Here is a 26224-nt window from a genome sequence, read left to right on the forward strand (position 1 = left end):
GTGCCGCTTCGCTTTTTCTCAGCGGCGCGGGGTGTGCATATTACGCTTTCCCGCTTCAGAGTCAAGCGTTTATTTTCGCTTTTCTCCGTGAGGTTCTGGTCTGAACCCCGCTGACCCGGCGGCCTGTATGCCGTTGTTCCGTGTCAGTGGTGGCGCATTATAGGGAGTTATTTCTGCCTGACAAGAGGAAATTTAAAATAATTTTCTGAGTGCGCACTTTTTATTCTTTGCGTTTATTTTGCCGACGATTTGTTGGTTAAATGGGCTATTTCACGGGCAAAGTGCGTAACCTGCTCCCAGTCGGTGTACACCACCTCTTTACTGGTATCCGTTTCGCCGCCCGACATCTTCATAATAAGCTTGATCATCAGACGGTCATACCAGCGATAGCGGGGATAGCGAAGCGCGCCTGCAATGACGGCACAGTAGTCAGGTCGCCACGGAGAGCTCATTAAAAACTTACGCGCGTAGCTGTTAGTCTGCGGCGTCCGTTTTTCAGCTTTACGCGCCACCAGGTTAACGGAATAAAAGGCACTCGGCATTCCGTTCAACCGCGTGGCGTATTTCTTAACGAACTCCTGAAAGGCGCTGTGGTAATGGCCATAACGAATAGACGCGCCAATCACTACGCGATCATAGCTATCCCAGTCCGGCTCTTCTGCGCGATGCAGATTAACGACATCGGCCCAGATCCCCATCTCTTTGAGTTCAGAAGCCAGATAAGAGGCAATTTCGCGCGTTTGTCCGTCCCGGGTAGAGAAAAGAATCAATGTTTTCACGTGTTACTCCATTATTCACGCCAGAAAGTCGGGGTAAAAAGTACCAGCAAAGTGAATACTTCCAGACGACCAAATAGCATGTTGGCGATGAGTATCCATTTCGCAACCGGATTCATACTGGCGAAGTTATCAGCAACCACCCCCAGCCCCGGTCCCAGGTTATTAAGCGTAGCCACTACCGAGGCGAAAGCCGAGAAATCATCTACGCCTGTAGCGATAATAGCCAGCATACTGACGATAAATACCAGCGCGTAGGCAGAAAAGAATCCCCAGACGGCTTCCAGAATGCGTTCTGGCAGCGCCCGGTTCCCCAGCTTAATACTGTAAACGGCATTCGGATGCACCAGACGTTTGAGTTCGCGGTTCCCCTGTTTAAACAACAACAGAATACGGATGACCTTTAACCCCCCGCCCGTTGACCCGGCGCAACCGCCAATAAACGCGGAACATAGCAGCAAGACGGGCAAAAACAGCGGCCAGCGCGCAATACTGTCCGTGGTAAACCCTGCCGTTGTCGCCATCGACACAACCTGGAAGAATGCCTGATTTAGCGTTGTCAGCGCCGAGTCGTAGATATTATGGAACCACAGTACCAGCGTGCAGATTACCACCAGCGTCAACTGTACGCCGATGAACATGCGGAATTCCGGATCGCGCCAGTATACTTTCAGGCTACGCCCGCTTAATAAAGAGAAATGCAGGCCATAGTTACAACCGGAGATCAGCAGGAAAATAGCGATGATGGTATTAATAGTGGGACTATCAAAATAGCCTACGCTGGCGTCATGCGTTGAGAAGCCGCCGATAGCGATAGTGGAGAAGCTGTGTCCGATAGCGTCAAACGCGGGCATCCCTGCAAACCATAGCGCCAGCGCGCAGGCTACCGTTAGCAAAACATAGATAAGCCACAGCGTTTTCGCCGTCTCGGCAATACGCGGGCGCATTTTGTTATCTTTGAGCGGCCCCGGCATTTCTGCCCGATAGAGCTGCATCCCCCCGACGCCGAGGATAGGGAGAATCGCTACCGCCAGCACAATGATCCCCATACCGCCAAACCATTGCAGCATCTGACGATAAAAGAGAATGGCGTGCGGTAATGAATCCAGCCCCACCAGCGTAGTGGCGCCCGTGGTGGTTAACCCGGAGAACGATTCAAAAAAAGCATCGGTAATGGTGAGGTTTGGGCTTTCCGAGAAAATAAACGGCAGCGCACCCACGCTGCCCAGCACGGTCCAGAACAGCACCACGATAAGAAATCCTTCGCGGGATTTCAGCTCGCCCTTTTCCCTACGGTTCGGCCACCACAGTATGGAACCGATCGCCAGCGCGACAAAAAAGGTCTGCGTGAACGCTCTTCCTGCGCCATCACGATATATTAGCGCTACCAGTCCCGGGAGAATCATTGTCCCCGAAAATAAGATAACCAGTAGTCCAACGATTCGGGTAATGGCGCGAAAATGCATCTCTGCCGCTTCCTTTATTCTTAAAAATGAGGTGGGGATTATTCTTCAATCGCTAGCAATTGCAATGAACCACGGCTAAAATCCGCCAGTTTTGTGGAAAATGCATTCACATGAGCAAAAGGAAGCGCCACCCTGAGCCGAACAGACGCCTGATAATCGCTGGAAACGATCTTCCCGGCAAACTGTCCTAATAATGCTTCGATTCCGGCCAACTGACCGTACTCACACTGCAAAGTATATTCGGTTAATGGCGTCTTGCGTTGTGTGGCAAGCTGACGTAATGCCTGATTCACACCGCCGCCATAGGCTTTTACCAGCCCGCCCGTACCCAGCAGAATACCACCATAGTAGCGCACGACGACGGCAGTAATCTCCCCGACGCCGCAGCCCATCAATTGCGCAAGCATCGGCTTGCCTGCCGTTCCCGCCGGTTCGCCGTCGTCTGAAAAGCCCAGTTGCTGTGAGTCGTCCGGCGCACCCGCCACCCACGCCACACAATGGTGGCGCGCATCAGGGTGCTCAGCTCTGACTGACTCAACAAACGCTTTCGCCGCGTCTACGCCATCGGTATGCGCCAATAGCGTAATAAAGCGGCTTTTTTTGATCTCTTCAACAACGGTGACCGGCGCTGCAGGGATTAACCAACTGTCCATTACGCCAGTTTTAAATCCCGCGTCATGTTTTCCACGCTGTTTTCGTGGATGACCACGTTATCTTCAATGCGAATACCGCCGAAAGGCTTGAGCGCTTCAATTTTCTGCCAGTTGAAGTGCTTGCTGAACGGCCCTTCGCGCCACGGCGCTAACAGCGATTCGATGAAGTAAATCCCCGGTTCGATGGTCAACACCATTCGCGGCTGTAACACACGCGTGCAGCGCAGATACGGGTATTTGGACGGCGCGGCGAGATGCGTACCGGAATCATCCTGCATAAACCCGGCCACATCGTGTACCTGCAGACCCAACGGATGACCAATACCGTGCGGCATAAACGGCCCGGTGAGATCATTTTCCACCATCGCCTCTTCACTCATGTCGGTAATGATTTGATGTTTACGCAGCAGCTTAGCGATGCGCTGATGGAACTGAATATGATAATCCACATAGCTGACGCCCGCCTTCATGGTAGCGATCAGCGCCAACTGTTCGTCGTTAACATCTTTCACCAGGTGGGCGTAGTCGTTATCGCTTTTCGCCGACCAGGTTCGCGTCAGATCCGCCGCGTAGCCGTTGTATTCCGCGCCCGCATCCAGCAGGAAACTGCGCATTTCAGACGGTGCCTGATGATCCAGTTTCGTGTAATGCAGCACGGCGGCATGTTCGTTCAGCGCCACAATGTTGCTGTACGGAACATCGGTATCGCGATGTCCCGTGGCGGTCAGGTACGCCAGGTTGATGTCAAACTCGCTCATGCCGGAACGGAAGGCCTCTTCCGCCGCCCGATGACCGCTCACCGCCATTTTCTGCGCTTCGCGCATACAGGCCAGTTCATAATCCGTTTTATAGGCGCGGTAGTAATGCAGATAGTCGATAACACCTTTCGGGTTGATGTTGCTGGCAGCGATATCCAATTGTAGCGCGCGCTCAGGAACCGGGCCGATATAGCCGATATTGCCACGCGCGGCAGGCAGTTGGCTGCCGATGCCATCCGCTTTCGGTAAGGCGACGACCTCGACTTCTTCTGTCCAGAAGGACGTTGGCAGCGGTTCAACGTTATGCCAGTAATCGACCGGCAGATAAAACCACAATTTGGGTTTGTTGACGCCATCGACCAGCAGCCAGCAATTTGGAACCTGAGTTACCGGCACCCACGCTTTAAACTGTGGATTGACCTTAAACGGATAAGGGTGATCGTCGAGAAAGACGTTGAATAGCTCGCCGGAGTGAATAAGTAACGCATCCAGCTTAAAGCGCGCCAGAACATCGCGCGTCCGTTCTTGTAAGGTAACGATATGATTTTTATAGAGCGCGGCCAGTGATTCCATTTTTTACCCTTCTGTTTTTTTGACCTCAAGTTCCCGCATCTTAGCACATCGCCCCACGAGAGCGTGATCTCTGCCGAGCGTGATCACATCGGCATTTCTTTAATCATTTATTTGCATTTTATTAACACAAAATACACACTTCGCTTCATCTGGTACGACCAGATCACCTTGTGGATTCAGGAGACTGACATGCTTTATAAAGGCGACACCCTGTACCTCGACTGGCTGGAAGATGGCATCGCCGAACTGGTGTTCGATGCTCCAGGCTCGGTCAATAAACTCGACACCGCAACCGTCGCCAGCCTCGGCCAGGCGCTTGAGGTGCTGGAAAAGCAACACGATTTAAAAGGGCTGCTGCTGCGCTCGAATAAAGCGGCCTTTATTGTCGGCGCGGACATCACCGAATTTCTTTCACTGTTCCTCGTCCCCGAAGAGCAGTTAAGCCAATGGCTGCATTTCGCTAATAGCGTCTTTAACCGTCTGGAAGATTTACCCGTACCGACCCTTGCCGCCGTAAACGGCTATGCGCTGGGCGGCGGGTGCGAATGCGTGCTGGCCACCGATTACCGTCTGGCGACGCCAGACCTCCGTATTGGCCTGCCGGAAACTAAACTGGGCATCATGCCGGGCTTTGGCGGCTCGGTGCGAATGCCGCGTATGCTGGGCGCGGACAGCGCGCTGGAGATCATTGCCGCCGGGAAAGATATCGGCGCCGAACAGGCGCTGAAAATCGGTCTGGTCGATGGCGTGGTGAAACAAGAGAAGCTGATCGACGGCGCAATAGCCGTATTACGCCAGGCCATTACCGGCGATCTCGACTGGAGAGCTAAACGCCAGCCGAAACTGGAACCGTTGAAACTCAGTAAGATTGAAGCAGCGATGAGCTTTACCATCGCTAAAGGCATGGTCGCACAAACGGCGGGTAAACATTATCCGGCGCCGATGACCGCAGTGAAAACCATTGAAGCCGCCGCGCGTTTTGGTCGTGAAGAAGCGTTGAATCTGGAAAATAAAAGCTTTGTTCCGCTGGCGCATACCAATGAGGCTCGTGCGCTGGTCGGTATCTTCCTCAACGATCAATATGTAAAAGGTAAAGCCAAAAAGCTGACCAAAGATATTGAGACGCCGAAACAGGCAGCCGTACTGGGCGCGGGCATTATGGGCGGCGGTATCGCTTACCAGTCGGCCTGGAAAGGCGTACCGGTCATCATGAAAGATATCAACGATAAATCGTTGAACCTCGGCATGACCGAAGCGGCCAAGCTGCTGAACAAACAGCTGGAGCGCGGCAAGATCGACGGTCTGAAGCTGGCGGGCGTCATTTCGACCATCCACCCGACTCTCGATTATGCCGGTTTCGATCGCGTAGATGTTGTTGTCGAAGCGGTGGTCGAAAATCCGAAAGTCAAAAAAGCGGTACTGGCGGAAACCGAGCAGAAAGTGCGCCCGGAAACCGTGCTGGCCTCAAATACCTCCACCATCCCAATTGGCGAACTGGCAAGCGCCCTTGAACGTCCGGAAAACTTTTGCGGAATGCACTTCTTCAACCCGGTACACCGGATGCCGCTGGTTGAAATCATCCGCGGTGAGAAGAGTTCAGACGAAACCATTGCCAAAGTCGTCGCCTGGGCAAGCAAAATGGGCAAGACGCCGATTGTAGTCAACGACTGCCCCGGCTTCTTTGTTAACCGCGTGCTGTTCCCCTATTTCGCCGGTTTCAGTCAACTGCTGCGCGACGGCGCGGATTTCCGCAAAGTCGATAAAGTGATGGAAAAACAGTTCGGCTGGCCGATGGGCCCGGCCTATCTGCTGGATGTTGTCGGCATTGATACCGCGCATCACGCGCAGGCGGTAATGGCGGCAGGCTTCCCGCAACGGATGCAGAAAGAGTATCGCGACGCGATCGACGCATTGTTTGACGCCAGCCGTTTTGGGCAAAAAAACGGTCTGGGCTTCTGGCGCTATAAAGAAGACAACAAGGGTAAGCCGAAGAAAGAAGAAGATGCCGCGGTGGATGACCTGCTGGCAAGCGTCAGCCAGCCGAAACGCGACTTCAGCGACGACGAGATAATCGCCCGTATGATGATCCCGATGATTAACGAAGTGGTTCGCTGTCTGGAAGAAGGCATTATCGCAAGCCCGGCGGAAGCCGATATGGCGCTGGTCTACGGCCTGGGCTTCCCTCCGTTCCACGGCGGCGCATTCCGCTGGCTGGATACACAGGGCAGCGCGAAATATCTTGATATGGCGCAGCAGTATCAACACCTCGGCCCGCTGTATGAAGTGCCGGAAGGGCTGCGTAATAAAGCGCGCCATAACGAACCGTATTATCCCCCGGTTGAACCAGCCCGTCCGGTTGGTTCTCTGAAAACGGCTTAAGGAGTCACAATGGAACAGGTTGTCATTGTCGATGCTATTCGCACCCCGATGGGCCGTTCGAAGGGCGGCGCGTTTCGCAACGTGCGGGCAGAAGATCTCTCCGCCCACTTAATGCGTAGCCTGCTGGCGCGTAATCCGTCGCTTACAGCGGCGACCCTCGATGATATTTACTGGGGCTGCGTACAACAAACGCTGGAGCAAGGCTTCAACATTGCCCGTAACGCCGCGCTGCTGGCAGAAATTCCCCATTCGGTACCGGCGGTCACCGTCAACCGTCTCTGTGGTTCCTCGATGCAGGCGTTACACGATGCAGCGCGAATGATCATGACCGGCGATGCGCAGGTTTGTCTGGTTGGCGGCGTGGAGCATATGGGGCACGTGCCGATGAGCCACGGCGTGGATTTTCACCCGGGTCTGAGCCGCAACGTCGCCAAAGCGGCAGGGATGATGGGGCTAACGGCGGAAATGCTCTCCCGCCTGCACGGTATTAGCCGGGAAATGCAGGACCAGTTCGCCGCGCGTTCTCACGCTCGCGCCTGGGCCGCCACGCAGTCTGGCGCATTCAAAACGGAGATTATCCCGACTGGCGGTCATGATGCAGACGGCGTGTTGAAGCAGTTTAGCTACGATGAAGTGATCCGCCCGGAAACCACGGTCGAAGCGCTATCAACGCTGCGTCCGGCATTTGATCCGGTTAGTGGCAGGGTCACGGCGGGCACCTCATCCGCGCTTTCCGATGGCGCAGCCGCCATGCTGGTAATGAGCGAAAGTCGTGCCCGTGAGCTGGGTCTGAAACCTCGCGCCCGTATTCGTTCAATGGCAGTGGTTGGTTGTGATCCGTCAATTATGGGTTACGGGCCGGTTCCGGCGTCAAAACTGGCGTTGAAAAAAGCGGGACTGTCGGCCAGCGATATCGATGTGTTTGAGATGAACGAAGCGTTTGCCGCACAGATCCTGCCATGCATTAAGGATCTGGGATTGATGGAGCAGATAGACGAGAAGATCAACCTCAACGGCGGCGCGATCGCGCTTGGTCATCCGCTCGGCTGCTCCGGAGCACGTATCAGCACCACGCTTATCAACCTGATGGAGCGCAAAGACGCGCAGTTTGGTCTGGCGACGATGTGTATTGGTCTGGGTCAGGGCATCGCCACGGTGTTTGAGCGGGTTTAATCAAAGATAATATCCCCTAAATAACTCGCATTGCAGCGCAGCGGCAACTGAGCGAATCCCCGGGAACATAGATAACTATGTGCCCGGGGTGAGCAAAGGCAGCCAACAAAGAGGCTGCGCGAATTATGACGGGAAACAGTTTAGTTGCCGTTTTTCCCGCCCGTCAGGGGCGGGTTTTTTCACCGTATGGCCCGCTCTACTCAGTAAGCGCTTTGGTCAGGCTAAATGGCATAGCCTGATATCCACGCGCACCATGTATTTGCATTTCGACCACAGGCTCTTTTTCTCCCCATTTGAACTCTTCCAGATACGGATTAGGCAAGCTGGTAAATGCGCCTACCGACAAATCAAACGCACCACCTGCTGTTGCGGAATACACGAACACAGAATTCTTGTCAGTCTGGTACTCGGTGATAGAGGTTACCGGGCTAAACCACTCGTTCCCGCGCTCTTTACCGTATTGCCAGATCTGTTGGACTGTCTTGTTTTTCTGGTCGATTTTGTAAATCACGGAGCGGCTGTATTTCATACTCTGCATAGCAGGCTGTTCTAAGCCGCGGCCATCGCCATTGTCGAAAGCGGAAAGGTATAAGATATCGCCTTTACTCTTACTATCAATTTTAAAGGCCGTATGTTGCGTCCATGTCCAGTCGAAGTCACCCTCGCAGCCACTGTCCTGGCAGGCGATTTTTTGGCCTTTGCTATCCACTGGCGTCAGAATTGCGGCATTAAATGGCGCTTTCCAGCCAGCAGGCGTACCCAGTATCCACTTCACTTTCTTATCGCGGCCGATTTTGATAATCGCACTCTGGTGGCGGGAGCTGATGATGATGGAATCATCTTCACTGTCATAGTCGACGCTGTTGACATGCGCCCAGTTGCGGCCAGCCCCACTACCCACGATATCCCCGAATTTGTCGGAGGAGTCCAGCGCCGCCAGATCTTCTTCGCTCAACGTATGGCCGGACTGGCTGGCGTCGATATTCAAGCACACAGCGCCCTGATCGAGGGTTTTCATTATCACATCACGATAAGGATCGAGGATATCAAACAGACGCCATTCATCCACTACCACGCCGTTCTGATCAACTTCGGCAATCACATCACGCACGGTACGAACATTTTTTCCATCAGGACGTTTATAGTTAGAGCTGGCTACACGCAGGAAGTAGTGACCGTTGGCCGCGTTATCCATTGAGTGTGAAAAATCGTTATAATTATCCGGCAGGCGGCGGTTAAAGATTTCACGCCCCATGATATCGTATTTCACATAACGCTGACCGTAGCCCCACGATAGTGCGCCATCCTGGTTTTGTTTAAAGCCCATCATAACGCCAGCACGATAAATTGACTTTAAATCATAAATTGAACTTGGATTCATAAACCAACGAATATCACCGGAGGTGTCGATAATAGCGTTAGCTGTAGTGAAGTTCCATTCTAATGCACCCCCAGTAGGGTTGTTCCAGACAGTACGCGTTCCATTCCCAGACTTATCTTTCGTATTATTCAAAAGATACAAGCGATCTTTAAATTCTGGGGAAACCTTTTTAACATCGATAGTAAAGAGTGCTGATTGTTCTTCCTTTGTACCCGCTGATTCAATATAGGCAGGCGGTGCATACATTTTATAGCTTTCTTTTATATTTTCGGTTTTACTACCCTGGATTCTTGTATATTCAACTTCAACGGTATTGACATAATCCGGGTAAAGACCAAAGACGGGAATACCGCCATACGTTAAAAGGTATTTATTATTAACTTTATACGCGATCTCCTGGCCATTTTCTTTGGGTACAATCCGTACATGCACGTCACGTAACTGGTAACCGCCATTACGAATAACGGCGGTTAGCGGCGCGATATCATAGGGGTTCATAACAACTTCGCCAATTTTTCCCTGGACCTGATAGTCCACTTTAGCGCCGCTGGCGCCGCCGATGGCGAAAGCAGTAGAAGGTACTGATGACAAAATTGCAACAGATAATGCGAGAGAAGTTAAAGCATATTTAAATTTCATAACACTCTCCATCTTATAAATAAATAACTAACTTTCCATTTTATGTTTCTTTTATAAAAATAAATGAAGCATATATAATTAACTATTTTTATTGATAGCCTCAGGACATAATATTACTTAATTTATTACACGCAATACAAAGCCTGTAGATATTCAATATCATAAGGTTTTATAGTTGACGATTAATTAATATTTAAGAGGACTTTTAGGTAGGCTAACGTAAAAAGGGACGCTACTGCGTCCCATAGAATAGTTAAATAAATGCGAACGCATCGCCAAACAGACGATCTTCCCGCGCGTTACGCTCATGACAGAACAGATCGCGGGCGATTTTCGCCATCTCAAAACGTCCGGCAATATAAATATCGTGCCCCGCCAGCGTACCATAATCCTGCAATACCGCCGTAAGTACCGTTCCTGTACGTCCACGCCAGCCTTCTTCCGGCTGCTCAACAACAGGTTCAATACGCAAATTCGGATGGTTAACAGAGAGTGCTTCCAGCTCAGAGAGATCATAGAGGTGCTTTTCTTCGCGGCCGCCCCAGTAAATAGTAACATCGCGGTTCGGGTTGCGCGCTAACGCCGTCAACAGGATGGAGCGCACATAAGAAAAGCCCGTACCGCCCGCGATCAGAATCAACGGACGCTCTTCATCATCACGTAGCCAGGCGTCGCCATGCGGAATATCGACGACGATTTCCCGGTCTTTTAGAATCCGATCCATGACCGCCATCGCATACAAATTGAGCTCGGAAGCGCCAATGTGTAATTCAATAAACCCTTTCTCGTCCGGCGTTGAGGCCATTGAAAACGGGCGTTTGTCACGCTCGTCCATTACGACCATCAAATACTGACCAGCGCGGAATGAAAACGCCGCGTCCGGCACTAAACGAACCCGATATACAGTATCGGTGATAGCTTCTACCGAGGTCACTTTACAGCTTAAGGTTGTCATGCGCTCCCTCTGTCGGGTGTCGGGTCAATACCGACATTTTTCAAGCCGAGTCGCCGCAGCCTGAAATGTCGATGTCCGCTTTCAGTTATTTAAAGATAGCCAGCTCATCCCAAATCGCATCAATACGCGCGGTAACTTCAGGATCTTTAACAATAGGACGACCCCACTCGCGTTGGGTTTCGCCCGGCCATTTGTTTGTGGCATCCAGCCCCATTTTTGAACCCAGCCCGGAGACCGGCGAGGCAAAATCCAGGTAGTCAATCGGCGTATTTTCAACCAGCACCGTATCCCGCGCAGGGTCCATACGGGTGGTAATCGCCCAGATCACATCATTCCAGTCGCGTGCGTTAACGTCATCATCGCAAACGATAACAAATTTCGTATACATAAACTGGCGCAAAAACGACCAGACGCCCATCATGACGCGTTTCGCATGACCAGCGTACTGCTTTTTCATCGTCACTACCGCCAGGCGGTAAGAACACCCTTCCGGCGGCAGATAAAAGTCGACGATTTCCGGAAACTGTTTTTGCAGAATAGGCACGAAGACTTCATTGAGCGCCACCCCTAATACCGCAGGCTCATCGGGCGGACGCCCGGTATAGGTGGAGTGATAGATGGCATCCTCACGCTGCGTAATATGCGTGACGGTAAAGACCGGAAAGTTATCCACTTCATTATAATAGCCCGTATGATCGCCATACGGTCCTTCCGGCGCCATCTCTCCCGGCTCAATGTAACCTTCAAGGATAATCTCGGCGCTGGCAGGCACTTCCAGATCGTTAGAAAGGCATTTAACCACTTCAGTTTTCGTGCCGCGCAGCAAGCCCGCAAAGGCATACTCCGACAGAGTATCGGGAACAGGAGTCACGGCGCCAAGAATCGTCGCCGGATCGGCGCCCAATGCGACGGAGACCGGGAAACGTTCACCCGGACGCGCGGCTAACCACTCCTGAAAATCCAGCGCGCCGCCGCGATGAGACAGCCAGCGCATAATCAGCTTATTTTTACCTATCAACTGCTGACGATAAATGCCCAGGTTTTGCCGCTCTTTGTGCGGACCACGCGTTACCGTCAGTCCCCAGGTAATCAGCGGCGCGGCGTCGTCCGGCCAACAGGTCATGACAGGAAGACGCGTTAAATCGACATCATCGCCAGACGCGATTTTCTGCTGGCAAGGCGCGCCGCGTAACCGTTTCGTCGGCATATTCAGCACTTGCTTAAACTGCGGCAGCTTGTCAAACAGATCGCGAAAGCCTTTCGGCGGCTCAGGTTCTTTCAGAAACGCTAATAATTTACCCACTTCCCGTAATGCGGAAACATCATCCTGCCCCATGCCCATCGCCACGCGTTTTGGCGTGCCAAAAAGGTTGCACAGCACCGGCATGGCGTAGCCTTTAGGATTTTCAAACAGCAACGCCGGTCCACCGGCACGCAGCGTGCGGTCAGCGATTTCCGTGATTTCCAGATGAGGATCCACAGGTAGCGTGATGCGTTTTAGTTCCCCCTGCTGCTCAAGTAGCGTCAGGAAGTCGCGTAAATCGTGATATTTCATGGCGTCCATTGTAGCCTCTTGGTAAGCGCATCATTATACGGCGTTCATCATCGGGATGCTGTATTTTTGTTAAATTAGCGTGAACTCTGGCAACCAACGCTAATCCAGATACGGCTTAAAGGATGAAGTGTATAATTAACTTCGCGCATGGCTTTTGCTATGCTTGCGCCCCGAACAAGCGGATAAGAGTCATTATGCAATCCTGGTATTTACTGTACTGCAAACGCGGGCAACTTCAGCGTGCTCAGGAACACCTCGAAAGACAAGCGGTAAGTTGCCTGACACCGATGATCACCCTGGAAAAAATGGTACGCGGAAAACGTACCTCCGTCAGCGAACCGCTCTTTCCTAATTATCTGTTCGTTGAATTTGATCCGGAAGTGATACATACCACTACAATCAACGCCACGCGCGGCGTCAGCCATTTTGTGCGCTTTGGCGCGCATCCTGCGATCGTGCCTTCCAGCGTTATTCATCAGCTTTCTATCTACAAGCCCGAAGGCGTTGTCGATCCTGAAACCCCCTATCCCGGCGATAGCGTCATCATCACGGAAGGCGCATTTGAAGGGCTGAAAGCGATTTTTACCGAACCGGATGGCGAAACGCGTTCGATGTTACTGCTTAATTTACTCAATAAAGAAGTGAAGCAGAGCGTAAAAAACACCGGTTTTCGCAAGATTTAGCGATCGTTCAGAATACGACCTCAAATAAGGTTCTGGCGTTGGCATCTGTCATCGCCGCTAACCATTGCGGATCTTCACCACGCCATAGCGCAATGCGCTCCAGGATGTGAGGCAGATACGCGGGCTCGTTGCGTCGTGACGTTGGTTTCGGCGTAAGATCGCGAGGCAACAGATACGGCGCGTCGGTTTCTATCAGTAGCTTTTCCGCTGGAATAAACGGTAAGAGTTCACGTAGCTCAAGTCCGCGTCGTTCGTCGCAAACCCACCCGGTAATACCGATATAGAGCCCTCTGTCCACACAGGCCTGCATTTGCTGGCGTGAACCGGTAAAGCAGTGCAGTATTGCACCAGGAAGACTATCCAGCCAGGGATCAAGCAATGCCAGAAATCGCTCATGCGCGTCCCGGCAGTGCATAAAGATTGGCATCTGCAATTCGGCGGCAATTTGTAGCTGCGCCTGAAAGGCACGCTCCTGCTCCTGCGGCGTGGAAAAATTGCGATTGAAATCCAGCCCGCACTCACCGATAGCGACGACTTCCGGCTGGTTCGCCAGCGCAATAATGGCGTCTTCAGACGCGGATGACCACTGACTGCTGTCATGGGGATGGACGCCAGCCGTCGACCAACAATGGGGGTAGCGCCGCGCCAATTTTAACGCCTGCTGACTTTCATGGATGTTCGTTCCGGTCAGTAGCATACCTTTTACTCCCGCCGCAAACGCACGGGCGACCACATCATCACGATCTTTTGCAAACTGGCTACTGGTTAAATTAACGCCAATATCAAACATGCTTGCCCCCATATGACAACCGCCCTGGCGGGCGGTTGTGTTTAGTCTTCAGTGTGCTCGGCCTTTTCGGTTTCGGCCTCGTTATCTTCGTCGCGCGTCCGTCGCTTACCGACATAAAAGCGTGAGCAGAAAACGCCAATTTCAAACAGGCAGTACATCGGTATCGCCAGCAACGTTTGCGAGAAAACATCTGGCGGCGTAAGCAGCATTCCCACAATGAATGCCCCGACCAGGATATAAGGCCGTTTTTTACGCAAATCTTCTGGCGTGGTGATGCCCATCCAGCACAGCAACACAATCGCCACCGGCACTTCAAAGGCTACGCCAAAGGCCATAAAAAGCGCCATAACAAAGCTAAGATAGCTGGCGATATCTGTCGAAACCTGTACCCCTTCCGGCGCCGTATGCGTGAGAAAACCAAAGGCCAAAGGGAATACGACAAAATAGGCGAAGGCCATACCAATGTAGAAAAGCAGCGAGCTGGATACCAGCAGCGGTACGACCAGACGACGCTCATGCTTATACAGCGCCGGGGCGATAAAGGCCCAAACCTGGTACAAAATCACAGGCGCGGATAAGATCAAAGACACCATGAAGGTGAGTTTGATAGGCGTAAAAAACGGCGACGCCACATCCGTCGCAATCATTGTCGCCCCTTGCGGCATCTGTTTAATCAGCGGTGCGGCGACTAAATGATAAATATCATTGGCGAAATAAATTAACGCCAGAAAAATCAGAAGTACTGCGACGATGCAGTTTAGCAGGCGCTTACGCAACTCGATCAGATGCGTGATAAGCGGTTGAGTATCTTCTACAGCCATGTTTACGGTTTATCACTCGACGAGGGGGAAGATTCGACAACAGGCGCAGCGGATTTCTTCTCGGCGTCTATCGTGGCTACGGAAGCGGTTTCCGTCGACTCAGGCACGTTATCTTTAACGGGCTCCGGCTTTTGTTCCGGCGCGCTCACCTGTGTTTCAGCGGCGGCAGGGGTGACGCCCTCATGCTGCGTTTCGTTCCCTTTTACCACCGGATTATGGATGGTATGCGCTTCATCGCTCGCTTGTTCGGGATCGTTAGCGCTGTAGGTGCGTTTCATCGACTCCGCCGCCTGACGCAGTTCATCCATAGATGCTTTCAGTTCGGGAGTCAGATTTTCCAAGCTCGCCTTTTCGACTTTTTTCAGACTGTCCTGGAACTCCTGAAGTTTCAGTTCCTGAGTCAGTTCATTCTGAACCGTTGTCGCAAGGGATCGCAACGCGCGAATCCAGCCCGCTACCGTTTTTACCGCTACTGGCAATCGTTGCGGCCCCAACACAATGAGGCCGATAACGAACACTAACAGCAGTTCGCTAAAACCGATATCAAACACGGATTATACCTGCTCTTTATCTTGGCTTTTAGCGTCTTCCTTTTTCGCTTCGCCTTGCTTATCCGCGATAGATTTAGCGGTAAAATCAGCGTCCTGACTGGTTTTATCCTGTTTGGCATCATCATCGCTCATGGCCTTTTTAAAGCCTTTGATAGACGCGCCAAGATCGGAACCGATGGAACCGAGTTTTTTGGTGCCGAACAGCAGTACGACGATAACGGCAACAATCAACAACTGCCAAATACTGATACCACCCATACATGTTCCTCTGTGATAGATGATGAATTATTAGGGCCGCATTATACACATTATCCTTCGCGCTGCCTCTTTGTTAACCGCTTTCGCCCGCCCTATTCACATACTTTTACATACGACCGGGACGACATTGACTTGCGGCCTGAGTACTGCCTCGAGTGATAATATGTACCTGCGTGACACAACCGGCGTTGAGCGATAAAAAAATCTCAACGAGTTTTACGCCAGCCAACCAGCCAGACAACTACGCCGCCGACCATGAGCCAGCCAGGCATCAATCCCCATTCAGGGCGGTTAACGAGTAAGAATGACCCGCTCAGTAACAGCGTTGCGCCAATTCCCAATAAGTAACGAGACTGGCTTTGGCGCACATGGTTTACCTGTAACTCGCGCGCAATCTTATCAACACTGTGCTGTAAATATTTGCCCTGGCGCAAACTGTCGTACACCAGTTCAGGTATTTCTGGCATTTTTTCGACCCAGAACGGCGCTTTTTCTTTAAGAGCCCGCGTGAGAGCCGGAATACCCACCTGATCTTTGATCCAGGACTCAAGAAACGGCTTCGCCGTTTTCCACAAATCAAGCTGAGGATAAAGTTGCCGCCCAACCCCTTCAACATACAATAATGTCTTCTGCAACAACACCAGTTGCGGCTGGACTTCCATGTTAAATCGACGCGCTGTATTGAAAAGGTTTAACAACACATGACCAAACGAGATTTCCGCGAGCGGCTTTTCAAAGATAGGTTCACAGACGGTGCGGATGGCAAACTCAAAATCTTCAACGTTGGTATCTGGCGGAACCCAACCTGAATCGACATGCAGCTCCGCCACCTTTCGGTAATCGCGGTTAAAAAACGCGATAAAGTTTTCTGCCAGATAGCGCTTATCTTCTTTGTTTAGCGACCCGACGATACCGCAGTCAATGCCGATATATTGCGGGTTTTCAGGGTGTTCATGGCTGACAAAAATATTTCCCGGATGCATGTCCGCATGGAAAAAGCTGTCGCGGAAAACCTGGGTGAAGAAAACTTTAACCCCGCGTTCCGCCAGCAGTTTCATGTTGGTGCCGTTCTTTTCCAGCGCCGCCACATCCGAAACCGGAATGCCGTATATCCGCTCCATCACCATCATGTTCTGGCTACAGTAATCGGAGTACACCTCCGGGATATACAGCATGGGACTATTTTCAAAATTGCGGCGTAACTGAATCGCGTTGGCCGATTCCCGCAGCAGATTCAGCTCATCGATCAGCGTTTTCTCATACTCACGCACCACTTCCGTCGGGCGCAGACGACGTCCATCCGGCAACAGGCGTGGTACCCAGCGAGCAAGGCGATAAATCAGTTTCAGGTCTGCCTGAATTACCGGCAAAATATCCGGGCGAATGACCTTAATAACCACTTCTTTACCGTTTGATTTCAATCGCGCGGTATGTACCTGGGCGATTGACGCCGACGCTAAAGGCTGGATATCAAAGTCGTCAAACCAGGCTTCGACAGGTAGCCCCCCCATCGCCTCTTCAATCTGGGCTTTCGCCAGCCGACCATCGAATGGCGCGACTTTATCCTGGAGCAAAGCGAGCTGATCGGCGATTTGCGGCGGGAACAGGTCACGGCGTGTGGAGAGCATCTGACCAAATTTGATCCAGACCGGTCCCAGCTCTTGCAACGCCAGTCTTAATCGTTCACCCAGCAATTTATCTTTATGCCGGTTTGGCATCCAGAACAGCGAATAGCGCCATAATCGGAGTGGCAGTGTAAGACGCATTCGGGGGATGAGTTCATCAAGGCCGTAGCTTAAAAACGTGCGGATGATGAAATATAGGCGCCGTACTTCACCTGGCGTCATTTGGCCTCCAGTTTTTCCAGCCGTGTGGTCAGAGCATCTACGGCGCGCTCAACAGCCGCGGTTTCTTCGGCAAACCATGCGACTTCCAGCGGGCCAGGCGCCATACGCCACTCTTCAGTGATCGCTTCAGCGGCATAACGCTGCTGGCGTTGAAACCCGTGGCGCAGGAATTTAGCCCCGCCACGCACGACCTTACCGATACTTTCCGCCGCAATATCACCCGTGTATGGCGCCAACAGCTCCGCAGGATCGAATTCGGCGAGATCGGCGAGCGCCACAAAATTTTGCACGACCTGAATATCGCCCTGCACTTCCAGTTCGCCGCTGCGAATAAGCGCGGCCAACTGCTGACGATCGCGTAGTTTTGGCAAAACGCTAGCTTGAGTGATTACCGTACAGTCCGCTTCGCCTTCCCATGCCCCCAGCACATCAACCTGGCGTTCGCTGAATACCAGGACTAATGGCGTCGAAAATCCCTTTAGCTTCACACACAGTACTTTTCCCTGTAATCGCGTTCTGGCTGATTTCAGCGCCGGCGAACGATACAGAAACGTATTGAGGAGACCTTCAATTCCTGCGGTCACTAAGGGTTTAAAAGGCATTCCACCCTCCTAGAATTTATAACCACGGTGCAATGCCACAACGCCCGCCGTCAGATTGTAATAATCCACGCTCTCAAATCCGGCGTCCTGCATCATGGCTTTTAAGGTATCCTGATCGGGATGCATACGGATGGATTCCGCGAGATACCGATAGCTATCCGCATCGTTCGCGACCATCGAGCCAATACGCGGTAAAATATGGAAAGAATAAGCGTCATACGCTTTACTCAGCGGCTCAATAATAGGCTTGGAAAATTCAAGCACCAGTAAACGTCCTCCGGGTTTCAACACACGGAACATTGACCGCAGCGCTTTTTCTTTTTCCGTTACATTGCGCAAACCAAACGAAATGGTAATGCAATCAAACGTATTATCAGGGAAAGGCAGAGCTTCGGCATTTGCCTGCACATACTCTACGTTGCCGATCACGCCGATATTACGCAGCTTCTCACGCCCCATTTTGAGCATAGAATCATTAATATCCGCCAGGATAACTTTGCCAGTTTCCCCGACCATACGTGAAAATTTCGCGGTAAGATCGCCCGTACCGCCCGCTAAATCGAGAACGGTTTGTCCACGACGCACGCCACTGCAATCAATGGTGAAGCGCTTCCACAAACGATGAATGCCAAATGACATTAAGTCATTCATCACATCGTACTTTGACGCCACAGAATGAAAAACGTGGGCCACCATGTCAGCTTTCTGCTCTTTAGCGACGGTCTGAAAGCCAAAGTGCGTCGTTTCTTGTGAATCTTCCACCATCTCAGTGCCTGCTTATCGATAAAAATGTTCAAGAAGTGTAACAGATTGGGCCAATTTGCCCTACTCTGCGCCAGGACTAAACTACTCCGTATGGGTTAACTTAACTGCTGCTTCACCCGTTCATCATTGGGATAATGTTCATCCTGCCGCCCTTCAGGGATCGATCGTAAACGATATTCTTCATCTTGCGTAACGGCCTGTTCCGCTAAACCCGGATTAATCTCGCGTTTGATTTCCACGCCTAGCCCCCGGAAGGCCTCTGCCTGCGCCAAAACGTTGCCACGCCCCGACGCAAGTTTTTTCATCGCCTGGCGGTAGTTATCCTGCGCTTTATCCAGACTCTGACCGATCGCTGACATATCATCAACGAACAACCGCATTTTATCGTAGAGCTTACTGGCTCTGTCTGCGATGTGCTGCGCATTGCGGCTCTGGTGTTCATAGCGCCACAGGTTGGCGATTGTCCGTAATGCCACCAGCAGCGTCGTGGGGCTTACCAGCATAATGTTATTTTTCAGCGCCTCGGTTATCAGTTCGGGCTGTTTATCTAACGCCAGCAGGAAAGCGGGTTCTACGGGGATAAACATCAGAACATAGTCCAGCGAGCGGAGGCCGGGAAGCTGCTGGTAGTCTTTACGCCCCAGTAAGCGAATATGATTGCGCACCGAGGCGATGTGCTCTTGTAAAGCGGCCTCGCGCGTATAGTCATCTTCAGCGTTAAAGTAACGCTCGTAGGCGACCAACGTCATTTTAGCGTCGATGACGACATCTTTGCCCTGCGGCAAGCGGACGATGACATCCGGCTGCATCCGCGAGCACGCATCGTTCTCAATACTGACCTGGGTTTCGTATTCGTAGCCTTCACGCAGTCCGGATGCCTCCAGCACCCGCGCCAGCACAACTTCGCCCCAGTTTCCTTGCGCCTTATTGTCCCCTTTCAGAGCGCGCGTCAGGTTGATCGCTTCCTGCGCCATTTGCGCGTTAAGCTGCTGCAAATTACGAATTTCGTGCGCCAGCGTATGCCGCTCCTGCGCTTCTTTGCCAAAACTCTCCTGAACCTGGCGGCGAAAACCGTCCAGTTGCTCACGCAGCGGCGTCAGCAGGCTATTCAGGCTTTGTCGGTTTTGTTCGTCTACGCGACGATTACTGTGTTCAAAGATACGGTTCGCCAGATTTTCAAACTGCTCGCTTAAACGCTGTTCGCTGTTGATCATCTGACGGATTTTGTCTTCCGCGTGTTGTTGAGTCGCTTCCAGACGGGTCGTGACTTCACGCAGATCGGCTTCCAGAGAGGTATTAATACTGTGCAGGCTGCGCAGTTCGTTATTAAGTAACTCGCATTCACTGCGCCAGTGCGCTTCTTGCGCTAATTGCTGCCGGGCCGCGCTAAGTTCGATATCCAGCTCACGCCGTTCTTCGATAAGATCGGCGCGGATTTGATCGGCGTGCGCTTTCGTCGCCAGCCAGCCAATCACCGCCCCAGCCGCCAGCGCCACGACGGCGCTTATCATAAGAGTAATATCCACAACACCTCTCCTGGAACCACACTGTCCTGCACAAAATAGAATTGTGCTGTATAAACGTCCAGTTTAAAAGGAATTTCCTGCGAGGCGCCACGCAAAAAGAAAAGGCCGAACGCGTCGGCCTTTGCAAAAGAGAGGAGAATTACAGCAGACGACGGGCCGCTTCCACGACGATTTTCACCGCGTGGCTTTCAGTTTGTTTCATCGTTTCCGCATTCGGAATCTCTTGTTGGGTACGGTTAACGATAACGCCCGCCACCATACCTGCGCGTAAACCCTGGCTTGCGCACATGGTTAACAGCGTAGCGGATTCCATTTCGTAGTTCATCACGCCCATCGCCTGCCACTCTTCCATAGAACCTTTGAAGCGACGAACAACGCGGCCAGAATAGGTGTCGTAACGTTCCTGACCCGGATAGAAAGTGTCGGAAGAGGCGGTTACGCCAACGTGAGTCGTGGCGCCAATCGATTTCGCGGCTTCAACCAGCGCGGTGGTGCAGGCAAAGTCGGCAACCGCCGGGAATTCCATCGGCGCAAAATGCAGGCTCGCCCCATCCAGACGTACGGATGCGGTCGTTACCAGAACGTCGCCGACGTTGATGTGCGGCTGAATAGCCCCCGTGGTGCCGATACGCAAGAAGGTACGAATACCCAGTTGCGCCAGTTCTTCCACGGCAATAGAGGTAGACGGGCCGCCGATACCGGTAGAGCAAACGATAACTGCTTTACCATCCAGCTCAGCGCGCCAGGAGGTGAATTCGCGGTGAGATGCCAGCTTAACCGGCTTATCCATCAGCGCGGCGATCTTTTCCACACGCTCAGGATCGCCAGGGACGATGGCGAGCTGGGCCCCTTGTAAATCGTTTTTGGTGAGGCCGAGATGAAAAACATCAGACTTGGACATATAAAACTCCTCTGTGAATCGGGTTTGTCAGAAGAAGCAAAAAGACACTTTACCTAAGGCATAAAGATATTTTCGTGACAACCATCACTATGGCGTAAAACAATTGCACTCGCTTACCATTAAAAAGTGATGCACATCACAATAAATAATCAATATCGCCAGGCATTGCACAAAAGATAGCCGCTTTAAGGCAATGTGGTTTGTTACACACTGTCTATAGTTAAGATTGCGCTATTTTTTAAGGGTACGGAGAATACCATGACAACGACACATCCATCCGGCTTTGCACCTGCAGCCTCCCCACTTGCCCCTACGATGATTCATACGCCTGATGGGGCCATTAGCGCGGGGATAACGTCGATCCCCTCTCAGGGCGACGATATGCCCGCCTATTACGCCAGACCAAAAGCGAGCGACGGCGCATTGCCTGTGGTCATTGTGGTACAGGAAATTTTTGGCGTACATGAACACATTCGCGATATTTGCCGACGACTGGCGCTGGAAGGCTATCTCGCTATCGCGCCGGAGCTCTATTTCCGCGAAGGCGACCCCAATGATTTCGCCGATATACCCACATTATTGAGCGGGCTGGTGGCTAAAGTACCCGATTCGCAAGTCCTTGCCGACCTGGATCACGTCGCCAGTTGGGCTTCGCGCAACGGCGGGGATGCGCATCGGCTAATGATCACCGGTTTTTGTTGGGGAGGCCGGATTACCTGGCTATACGCCGCGCACAACCCACAGTTAAAAGCGGCGGTAGCGTGGTACGGCAAGCTGGTGGGCGACACGTCACTCAATTCGCCGAAGCATCCCGTTGACATCGCCACCGATCTTAACGCGCCGGTACTGGGTTTATACGGCGGGCAGGATACCAGTATTCCACGGGAGAGCGTGGAAACCATGCGCCAGGCGCTACGCGCCGCTAATGCGAAGGCGGAAATCGTGGTCTATCCCGATGCAGGGCACGCGTTTAATGCCGATTATCGTCCGGGATACCACGAAGCCTCGGCGAAAGACGGCTGGCAAAGAATGCTGGAATGGTTCGCGCAGTACGGTGGGAAAAAAGGCTAACCACAGCGCATTACGATGTTTGTTGGGCCTACGAGACCGGAGTCGGTGTAGGCTCAACAAAGCGTCATCGCCACGTTAGCTATGCTTTACCACAGCATTTTTTATATTTTTTGCCGCTGCCGCAGGGACAGAGATGGTTACGACTGACGGCTCCTGTGTCTTTACGCGCGTCCTGCGCCAGCCAGCGCATGATCGATGCCATCGGATAGCCTTGCGCCAGCAGCTCCCGCCAGGCATTCATATACGGCGTAACGTGCTGGAAAAAATGCTTATAGCCCGCACACAAGTAATTATGCGCAGGATGACCGGACGGCGAGACGGCAAAGCGATGCTTCGGACAGCCGCCATGACACGCAAAGCGGTAGTCACAGCGACGACAATCGGCGGTCAGAGTCTCCCGCTTGGCCTCGCCAAACGCAATAGCCCGCTCGCTATTATTTAAGGTTTTGATGCTGTGCTGGTGGATATTCCCCAGCAGATGCTCCGGGTAGACAAAGTGGTCGCAGTTGTAGAGATCGCCGTTCGACTCCAACGCGAAGGCATGTCCACAAGTCTCGGAATGTACACACAGTACCGGCTGCTGCGCCGTCCAGGCGGCTAACGCCACGTCAAACATCTGCACATAGACGCGGTCTACGTCGCGACGAACCCAGATATCAAAGATCTGGTTGAGAAATTCGCCATATTGCCACGACGGTACCGTCCATGGCGCCAGCGTCGCCGCGCTTTCGCCGGGCATCACCAGATTAAGTACCGATGAGTTATCGGTGCTCATTCGCTCTACCAGCGGGATAAACTGAATAAAACGCGATCCCGCCGCCAGAAGAAATTCGTAGACGTCTGCTGCATGACCGACGTTATGTTTTCCCACGACGGTTAAGGTATTAAAGTCGACATGGTGCGCTTTAAGCCGCGCCATTGCTGCGACGACCTGCTCATGAGTTCCTTTTCCAGCGCGATTAAGCCGATAGTGGTTGTGTAACGACGCCGGGCCGTCGATAGAGAGACCGATGAGAAAATGCTGTTCAGCGAAAAAGCGCGCCCACTCGTCATTCACCAGGATGCCGTTCGTCTGCAACGCATGAGTGATTTTTCGCCCATCGCCGTACTTTTCACATAATGCGACAACCCGGCGGAAAAACGGTAGCCCCATCATGGTCGGTTCGCCGCCCTGCCAGGCAAAGTCAATGCGGTCGCCACTCTGCGCGGCAATATGCTGGCGTATAAACTGTTCCAGCGTCTCGTCCGACATTCGCCAGTTTTTATTGCGTTCCGGGTACAGCGCCTCTTTTTCAAGATAGAAGCAATATGTGCAATCAATATTGCAGATCGCGCCGCCGGGTTTGGCCATTACGTGACAACCTGCTACCGCCATGTCAGACATCTCCGTTAAAAAATAAGGTTCACCAGCGCCATGAGACAATGCGACGTTTATCGTCGCCAGGGAACATAACAGAATGGAAAACCTCGTTTTGTGCTATGAGAGCGCTGGGCGATCATGACAGGAAAAACGATCTGCGAGGCAATAAAAGCCGCCGCGCTGCTTCCGGGGACGCTATCCGCCTGGTTGTCATTCATATGGAGAACCTTTTTATTATCAAGATCGCCAAATAGCCAGATCCTGAAAAAGACAGCGCGGAAAATAAGAAAAAGGGAAATGAGAAAAAAGAGGAGATAGAGGCGCTGTTAATCAGGTCAGGCACGGGCGCTACCCGTCAAAGGGTAGCGCCGCATTGCTGCCGGATAAACGCAGCGGCCAGGATGGGTTATTTCGCCTGACGCAGATTGTGCGCCGCTTTGACCATGTTCGCTAACGCCGCGCGGGTTTCAGGCCAACCGCGAGTTTTCAGACCGCAGTCCGGATTCACCCACAGGCGTTGTGCCGGAATACGCTGTGCCGCCTTCTTCAGCAGGGCTTCAATCCACTCGACGCTCGGCACGTTCGGCGAGTGAATATCGTACACGCCCGGCCCGATTTCGTTCGGGTAGTCGAACGCTTCGAACGACTCCAGCAACTCCATATCCGAGCGGGAGGTCTCAATGGTGATCACATCCGCGTCCAGCGCGGCGATCGAATCCATAATGTCGTTGAACTCGCAGTAACACATGTGGGTGTGGATCTGGGTTTCATCCTTCGCCACCGCCGCGTTGATGCGGAAGGCTTCCACACCCCATTCCAGATAGGCGTCCCAGTCGCTGCGACGCAGCGGTAGACCTTCGCGCAGCGCCGGTTCGTCGATCTGAATAATCCCAATCCCCGCCGCCTCCAGATCCGCGACTTCATCACGCAGCGCCAGCGCAATCTGTTTCGCAATCGTTTCGCGGGTCACGTCTTCGCGGGGGAATGACCAGCAAAGAATAGTCACCGGGCCAGTCAACATCCCTTTTACCGGCTTGTCGGTCAGCGACTGGGCATATTTCGCCCACTCCACGGTAATCGGTGCCGGACGGCTGATATCGCCAATCACTACCGGCGGTTTCACACAGCGGGAGCCATAGCTTTGCACCCAACCATTCTGGGTAAAGACGAAGCCGTCCAGATGCTCGCCGAAGTATTCCACCATGTCGTTTCGCTCGGCTTCGCCGTGTACCAGCACATCCAGCCCTAAACGCTCCTGCTCAATGATAGCCTGTTTGATATGTTCGGCGATGCCGGTGCGGTAGTGGTTCGCGTCGAGGTTGCCCTTTTTGAAGTCCAGACGCAGACCGCGAATTTCCGTGGTTTGCGGAAACGAACCGATAGTCGTCGTCGGCCAGGCGGGAAGTTTAAAGCGGGCGCGTTGCGCTTCAGCACGCACCTCATACGGATTCTCACGCTGGCTGTCCTGCGCGGTGATCGCCGCCAGGCGTTTTTCTACCGCGGCATTATGTACGCGACGGGAGTGACGACGAGCCTGAATCGGTGCGCTCCATTCCTCAAGCGCCGCCGTTTCGCCGCTGTTCAGCGCATCGCGCAGCAACGCCAGTTCACCGCATTTTTGCAGCGCAAAGGCAAACCAGCTTTTAACTTCCGTATCCAGACGCGTTTCGACGCTGAGATCGATCGGGCTGTGCAGTAAAGAGCAGGAGGATGCTACCCACAGCGCGCGTTTGCCCACAATGGCATTAATCTGCGCATATTTTTCGGTCAAATCGGCGCGCCAGACATTACGCCCGTTAATCAAGCCTGCAGAAAGCAGCCAGTCGACCGGCAGACGTTGATGCAGTTCCGCTACATCATCTTTGCCATGAATGAGGTCAACATGTAGCCCCTGTACCGGTAGCGCGATAATAGTGTCCAGGTTTGGCGTCACGCCTTCAAAATAGGTCGTCAGCAACAGCTTCACCTGGCCGGCGAGCGCGTCGTAAGCCGGTCTGAAGGCATCCAGCCACGCCTGCGGCAGTTCCAGCACCAGCGCTGGCTCATCAATTTGGACCCACTCTATACCACGTTTTGCCAGTTCAGCCAGCACGTGCTGATACACCGGCAAAATGTCTTTCAGCAACGTCAGGCGGTCAAACGGCTCGCCTTTCACTTTACCCAGCCACAGATACGTGACAGGCCCCAGCAGGACGGGTTTGATCTTATGCCCCAGCGCCAGCGCTTCGTCCACTTCCTCCAGCAACTGTGTCCAGGTGAGTCTGAACTGCTGGCCTTTGCTGAACTCCGGTACTATGTAGTGATAGTTAGTATTAAACCATTTGGTCATTTCCGCTGCCGCCGCCGGTTCGCCGGTTGGCGCGCGACCGCGGCCAATGCGGAACAGAGTGTCGATGTCCACGGAACCGTCGTTGTTCTGATGACGAGCCGGCACATTGCCTAACAGCAGGCTGGTGGTCAGAACATGGTCGTACCAGGCAAAGTCGCCTACCGGTAACAGGTCAATACCCGCTTGTTTCTGCTGCTCCCAGTGACGCGCGCGCAGTTCGCGCCCCACCGCCAGTAACGCTTCACGCGTTGAGTTCCCCGCCCAGTAGCTCTCTTGCGCTTTTTTCAACTCGCGACGCAGGCCAACGCGAGGAAAACCGAGGGTGTGAGTCAATATTGTCATTTTACTTCCTCTCTTATTTTATTGAATCTGAAAGTAAAACTCTAAATAGTTCGGCTTGCAGGAAGGCGGC

General features: G+C 52.7%; 22 protein-coding genes. 4 read left to right on the forward strand and 18 right to left on the reverse strand.

Annotated features, from left to right (window positions below; translation table 11 throughout):
* Nucleotides 1-233 precede the first annotated feature (233 nt).
* The 4 genes from hemG to pepQ are packed head-to-tail and all read right to left on the reverse strand — an operon-like array spanning nt 234 to nt 4226.
* Entirely contained in the window at nt 234-779 is a 546-nt protein-coding gene (hemG, locus tag J4614_RS20310) for a menaquinone-dependent protoporphyrinogen IX dehydrogenase (protein WP_000853983.1), read from the reverse strand.
* An 11-nt stretch (nt 780-790) separates the two neighbouring features.
* On the reverse strand, nt 791-2242 hold the full coding sequence (gene trkH / locus J4614_RS20315) for a Trk system potassium transporter TrkH (protein ID WP_000545688.1): 1452 nt from the start codon (nt 2240-2242) through the stop codon (nt 791-793).
* Between the two features lie 38 nt (nt 2243-2280).
* Nucleotides 2281-2895, reverse strand: a complete 615-nt coding sequence (locus J4614_RS20320) for an IMPACT family protein (RefSeq protein ID WP_000378895.1) — start codon at nt 2893-2895, stop codon at nt 2281-2283.
* A complete protein-coding gene (gene pepQ, locus J4614_RS20325) occupies nt 2895-4226 on the reverse strand; it encodes a Xaa-Pro dipeptidase (RefSeq protein ID WP_023137093.1) in 1332 nt (443 codons plus the stop codon). The genes J4614_RS20320 and pepQ overlap by 1 nt, the downstream gene beginning before the upstream one ends.
* Before the next feature lie 189 nt (nt 4227-4415).
* Here pepQ and fadB point away from each other — a divergent pair, with 189 nt between their 5' ends.
* Together fadB and fadA are read left to right on the forward strand one after the other, a co-directional pair.
* Complete coding sequence (fadB, locus tag J4614_RS20330; protein ID WP_023212420.1) at nt 4416-6605, forward strand: fatty acid oxidation complex subunit alpha FadB; 2190 nt, start codon at nt 4416-4418, stop codon at nt 6603-6605.
* Between the two features lie 9 nt (nt 6606-6614).
* Nucleotides 6615-7778 (forward strand): acetyl-CoA C-acyltransferase FadA, encoded by a 1164-nt coding sequence (fadA, locus tag J4614_RS20335; RefSeq protein WP_208293300.1) that lies wholly within the window; start codon nt 6615-6617, stop codon nt 7776-7778.
* Between the two features lie 196 nt (nt 7779-7974).
* On the opposite strand, the gene J4614_RS20340 is transcribed toward fadA, so the two are convergent.
* The 3 genes from J4614_RS20340 to ubiD all read right to left on the reverse strand — a co-directional run bounded on the left by J4614_RS20340 (nt 7975) and on the right by ubiD (nt 12317).
* Nucleotides 7975-9798 (reverse strand): aryl-sulfate sulfotransferase, encoded by a 1824-nt coding sequence (locus tag J4614_RS20340; protein WP_000669888.1) that lies wholly within the window; start codon nt 9796-9798, stop codon nt 7975-7977.
* Between the two features lie 253 nt (nt 9799-10051).
* Nucleotides 10052-10753: an NAD(P)H-flavin reductase gene (gene fre / locus J4614_RS20345; protein WP_000209832.1), complete on the reverse strand. Its 702-nt coding sequence runs from the start codon at nt 10751-10753 to the stop codon at nt 10052-10054.
* Nucleotides 10754-10838: 85 nt separating this feature from the next.
* A complete protein-coding gene (ubiD, locus tag J4614_RS20350) occupies nt 10839-12317 on the reverse strand; it encodes a 4-hydroxy-3-polyprenylbenzoate decarboxylase (protein WP_000339760.1) in 1479 nt (492 codons plus the stop codon).
* A 185-nt stretch (nt 12318-12502) separates the two neighbouring features.
* On the opposite strand from ubiD, the gene rfaH reads away from it, so the two are divergent.
* Nucleotides 12503-12991 carry a transcription/translation regulatory transformer protein RfaH gene (gene rfaH, locus J4614_RS20355; protein ID WP_001192410.1) on the forward strand — a complete coding sequence of 163 codons (489 nt, stop codon included), beginning with the start codon at nt 12503-12505 and terminating at the stop codon, nt 12989-12991.
* A gap of 7 nt (nt 12992-12998) precedes the next feature.
* On the opposite strand, the gene tatD is transcribed toward rfaH, so the two are convergent.
* The 9 genes from tatD to udp form a co-directional block, all read right to left on the reverse strand.
* Nucleotides 12999-13781, reverse strand: coding sequence for a 3'-5' ssDNA/RNA exonuclease TatD (tatD, locus tag J4614_RS20360; protein ID WP_000459642.1), 783 nt, complete (start codon nt 13779-13781; stop codon nt 12999-13001).
* A 41-nt stretch (nt 13782-13822) separates the two neighbouring features.
* A complete protein-coding gene (gene tatC, locus J4614_RS20365) occupies nt 13823-14602 on the reverse strand; it encodes a Sec-independent protein translocase subunit TatC (protein ID WP_000257554.1) in 780 nt (259 codons plus the stop codon).
* A 2-nt stretch (nt 14603-14604) separates the two neighbouring features.
* Complete coding sequence (gene tatB / locus J4614_RS20370) at nt 14605-15153, reverse strand: Sec-independent protein translocase protein TatB (protein WP_000459615.1); 549 nt, start codon at nt 15151-15153, stop codon at nt 14605-14607.
* Nucleotides 15154-15156: 3 nt separating this feature from the next.
* Nucleotides 15157-15411, reverse strand: coding sequence for a Sec-independent protein translocase subunit TatA (tatA, locus tag J4614_RS20375; protein ID WP_000508972.1), 255 nt, complete (start codon nt 15409-15411; stop codon nt 15157-15159).
* Between the two features lie 206 nt (nt 15412-15617).
* A complete protein-coding gene (gene ubiB / locus J4614_RS20380) occupies nt 15618-17258 on the reverse strand; it encodes a ubiquinone biosynthesis regulatory protein kinase UbiB (protein WP_000187559.1) in 1641 nt (546 codons plus the stop codon).
* Nucleotides 17255-17860: a ubiquinone biosynthesis protein UbiJ gene (ubiJ, locus tag J4614_RS20385; RefSeq protein WP_001116092.1), complete on the reverse strand. Its 606-nt coding sequence runs from the start codon at nt 17858-17860 to the stop codon at nt 17255-17257. The genes ubiB and ubiJ overlap by 4 nt, the downstream gene beginning before the upstream one ends.
* Nucleotides 17861-17869: 9 nt before the next feature.
* On the reverse strand, nt 17870-18625 hold the full coding sequence (gene ubiE, locus J4614_RS20390; protein WP_000229009.1) for a bifunctional demethylmenaquinone methyltransferase/2-methoxy-6-polyprenyl-1,4-benzoquinol methylase UbiE: 756 nt from the start codon (nt 18623-18625) through the stop codon (nt 17870-17872).
* A 95-nt stretch (nt 18626-18720) separates the two neighbouring features.
* Nucleotides 18721-20151: a DNA recombination protein RmuC gene (gene rmuC / locus J4614_RS20395; protein WP_057394099.1), complete on the reverse strand. Its 1431-nt coding sequence runs from the start codon at nt 20149-20151 to the stop codon at nt 18721-18723.
* Between the two features lie 139 nt (nt 20152-20290).
* Nucleotides 20291-21052, reverse strand: coding sequence for a uridine phosphorylase (gene udp, locus J4614_RS20400; RefSeq protein WP_000045169.1), 762 nt, complete (start codon nt 21050-21052; stop codon nt 20291-20293).
* Nucleotides 21053-21310: 258 nt separating this feature from the next.
* On the opposite strand from udp, the gene J4614_RS20405 reads away from it, so the two are divergent.
* On the forward strand, nt 21311-22123 hold the full coding sequence (locus J4614_RS20405) for a dienelactone hydrolase family protein (RefSeq protein ID WP_208293301.1): 813 nt from the start codon (nt 21311-21313) through the stop codon (nt 22121-22123).
* 79 nt (nt 22124-22202) lie between these two features.
* Here the strand turns inward: J4614_RS20405 and J4614_RS20410 are convergent, their stop codons facing one another.
* Both J4614_RS20410 and metE read right to left on the reverse strand, forming a co-directional pair.
* Nucleotides 22203-23546 (reverse strand): anaerobic sulfatase maturase, encoded by a 1344-nt coding sequence (locus tag J4614_RS20410; RefSeq protein ID WP_023213954.1) that lies wholly within the window; start codon nt 23544-23546, stop codon nt 22203-22205.
* Nucleotides 23547-23889: 343 nt separating this feature from the next.
* Nucleotides 23890-26154 (reverse strand): 5-methyltetrahydropteroyltriglutamate--homocysteine S-methyltransferase, encoded by a 2265-nt coding sequence (metE, locus tag J4614_RS20415; RefSeq protein ID WP_023213953.1) that lies wholly within the window; start codon nt 26152-26154, stop codon nt 23890-23892.
* Nucleotides 26155-26224 lie beyond the last annotated feature (70 nt).

The organism is Salmonella sp. 32031103-2018-00083-FB-01-SM-01, assembly GCF_017571995.1.
GTDB classification, from domain to species: domain Bacteria; phylum Pseudomonadota; class Gammaproteobacteria; order Enterobacterales; family Enterobacteriaceae; genus Salmonella; species Salmonella enterica.